The following is a 670-nucleotide window of genomic DNA, read 5'->3' on the forward strand; positions in this document are numbered from 1 at the left end:
TTTGCAGCACATTGCCGACCAGATGCGCCGGCACTACCGCACCAGTGAACACTGGTGGACAGAGCAGGGAGTGTGACCGCTCATGGCACAGTCAGAAAACCCCGCCCGCCAGCCTTCTCAGCCGCCCCGCAAGCCCGGTCTGCTGTACCGTGTGTTATGGGAATGGCCGTGGCAGCTTATCGGCTTTGGGGTGATGTCGTGGCTGTTCAGCCTGTTACTGGAATATCTCGGCATGACATTTTTCTGGTCAGAGCAGGGGGCTACTCACAGCCAGACGATGATGAACACCGAGCTGCAATTTTTATCGACGGAATTTACCCGCAGCCTGCTGTTGTCAGACCCTGCCCAAACCGTGCCGGCCTGGCTGGCACAGGCGTATCAGTGGCTGTTTGTGGACAGTGGGTTTATGCGCTGGGTTCAGGAACAGTCGCACTATTCGTTTCAGCGCAATAATGACTTTCTCCGTGAATTCAATGTGGTATTACAGGGTCTGTTGGTACATTTGCGGGAATATTGGCTGGCGACCGTGTTTATCACAATGGTGACACTGATCCGGCTGACCATTCTGCTGTTATCCGCGCCTCTGTTTGTGATGGTGGTCGTGGTTGCGCTGGTCGACGGGCTGGGACGGCGGGACTTGCGGCGCTATGGTGCGGGGTATGAATCGAGT

General features: G+C 56.1%; 1 protein-coding gene. It reads left to right on the plus strand.

Going from position 1 to position 670, the window contains the following annotated elements; all coding sequences use genetic code 11:
- Positions 1 to 82: 82 nt before the first annotated feature.
- The coding region (locus Xinn_RS21270; protein ID WP_099137840.1) for a TIGR03747 family integrating conjugative element membrane protein at positions 83 to 670 on the plus strand (588 nt) is incomplete at its 3' end.

It is taken from the genome of Xenorhabdus innexi, assembly GCF_002632485.1.
In the GTDB taxonomy this organism is placed as follows: domain Bacteria; phylum Pseudomonadota; class Gammaproteobacteria; order Enterobacterales; family Enterobacteriaceae; genus Xenorhabdus; species Xenorhabdus innexi.